The sequence below is a fragment of the Methyloversatilis sp. S146-33 genome (assembly GCF_059552495.1).
Genome location: NZ_JCANOT010000043.1, coordinates 1 through 1,440 on the forward strand (window position 1 = coordinate 1; position 1,440 = coordinate 1,440).

The 1,440-nt window shown below is 58.8% G+C and carries 2 protein-coding genes; both read left to right on the forward strand.

All coding sequences use genetic code 11. From position 1 onward, the window contains the following. Positions 1-497 precede the first annotated feature (497 nt). The gene (locus tag AC51BJ_RS18850; protein ID WP_496281254.1) at positions 498-800 is read left to right on the forward strand and encodes a hypothetical protein; all 303 of its coding nucleotides are present in this window, start codon (positions 498-500) and stop codon (positions 798-800) included. Between the two features lie 39 nt (positions 801-839). After that, positions 840-1,244 (forward strand): DUF5071 domain-containing protein, encoded by a 405-nt coding sequence (locus AC51BJ_RS18855; RefSeq protein WP_496281255.1) that lies wholly within the window; start codon positions 840-842, stop codon positions 1,242-1,244. Positions 1,245-1,440 lie beyond the last annotated feature (196 nt).

Genomic DNA, 1,440 nt, shown 5'->3' on the forward strand with positions numbered 1-1,440 from the left:
CACGGCAACGGCCACGGCACACGTCAGGGGACGACGATGAAACGAAGATCGGAAGGCTGAAACGATGATGAACAACTTTGAACCGGCGACGGCCGGAAGCAAGCGCTTGCCCCGAGATGGGGTATTTCTACAGCGTCGTTAGGCAGCACTGCATGGCGGAACGCCAAGACCGCGAGGCGCACTACCAGTCAGAGGTGATGCGCAATGCTTATCGTCTTCGCCTCACCGTAGAGTTCGTTGACGGTGCTATGTACTTAGTGCGCGGCAGCGAGCGAGCACTACTCTGCCGGCCTCTTGCATCCAAGAATCTCTGGTACGAGACTTGGCTTGCGTTAAAGGAGCGCTACGGTGATCTCCCGCAGTTCATCCGCACACCTGGCGGCCGCACCAAGTGACCGTGCTGCCTAACCCTTCGTTGCACCCGAAGTGCCACAGCGGGCTTCGCCCGCTTCTGCCCTCGGGTGAACTCAAACGTTAGGCGCCTTCTGAAGCAACCGTTGAAGTCACTCGAAGACAGCGTCCTTGAGCGCTACCAGTACCTCATCGATGAGTTCGAACCGGACAATGTAGTTTCTGAGATTGTCTTCGGGTTCGTTGAATACTGTTCCGGTTGCATTGCGATGTTCAAGAAGCTGAGTCCGGAGGTGCCGTTCAAGGAGCTCCGGCCGTTCTTTGGGCAGCAGGGTGACCCCCGTCCCCTCGCGAGCACCAATGAAGCTGCGCTGTGGGTTCACGACCTCGCTAGAAGGTTGGAGCAAGTGCTTCTGCAGAAGCAGCAAGGGGCCGCGGGTGGCGCCTAACCCCTCCATCGAGCGGACATGCCCCCGGCAAGCCGTGGCATGCCGCTCATGTCGAACGTTATGCAGCCTGACCGGCTATTAATTCCGCGCGATAAGTTTGACCTTGCTACGGCGAGTTCTGCGGCCTTGGCGGGCTGGTCAAAGATTGAGCCCGTCGCGGAACAACTGCTGGCGTGGGTGCAGGATGCCAATTGGCCGGTGGCGCAAATCCTTGCTCCTGCGCTAGCGAAAGTTGGCGGCCCGCTCGCACCCTATGTGCGTCGCGTGCTGGCGGGCGAAGACGAAACATGGAAGTTCCATCTCATCGAAACGGTCGTGGCTCAATCGGCGGAACTGAGGTTGGCAATTCGACCCGATCTAGAACGCATTGCATTCTTGCCCACGCCTGCCGAGCTTGCCGAAGGGGTTTCAGCCGTTGCCCGCGAGGCGTTGGCGCAATCGTGAGCCGACTGCATAACCTGTCATTGGAGCGGACCGCCTTCGGCGTCCGCTCATCTTCACGTTAGATATCAAATGGAAGAACCTTATTTCGACGAAGGACCGGAAGACGAAATCCGAGATGCCGGTGCCATTGCGCGACGGGCGCTGGCGCTGTTCGCCGTCATTTCAATTGCGTTCGGCGACGACAAGCAGAAGTTGA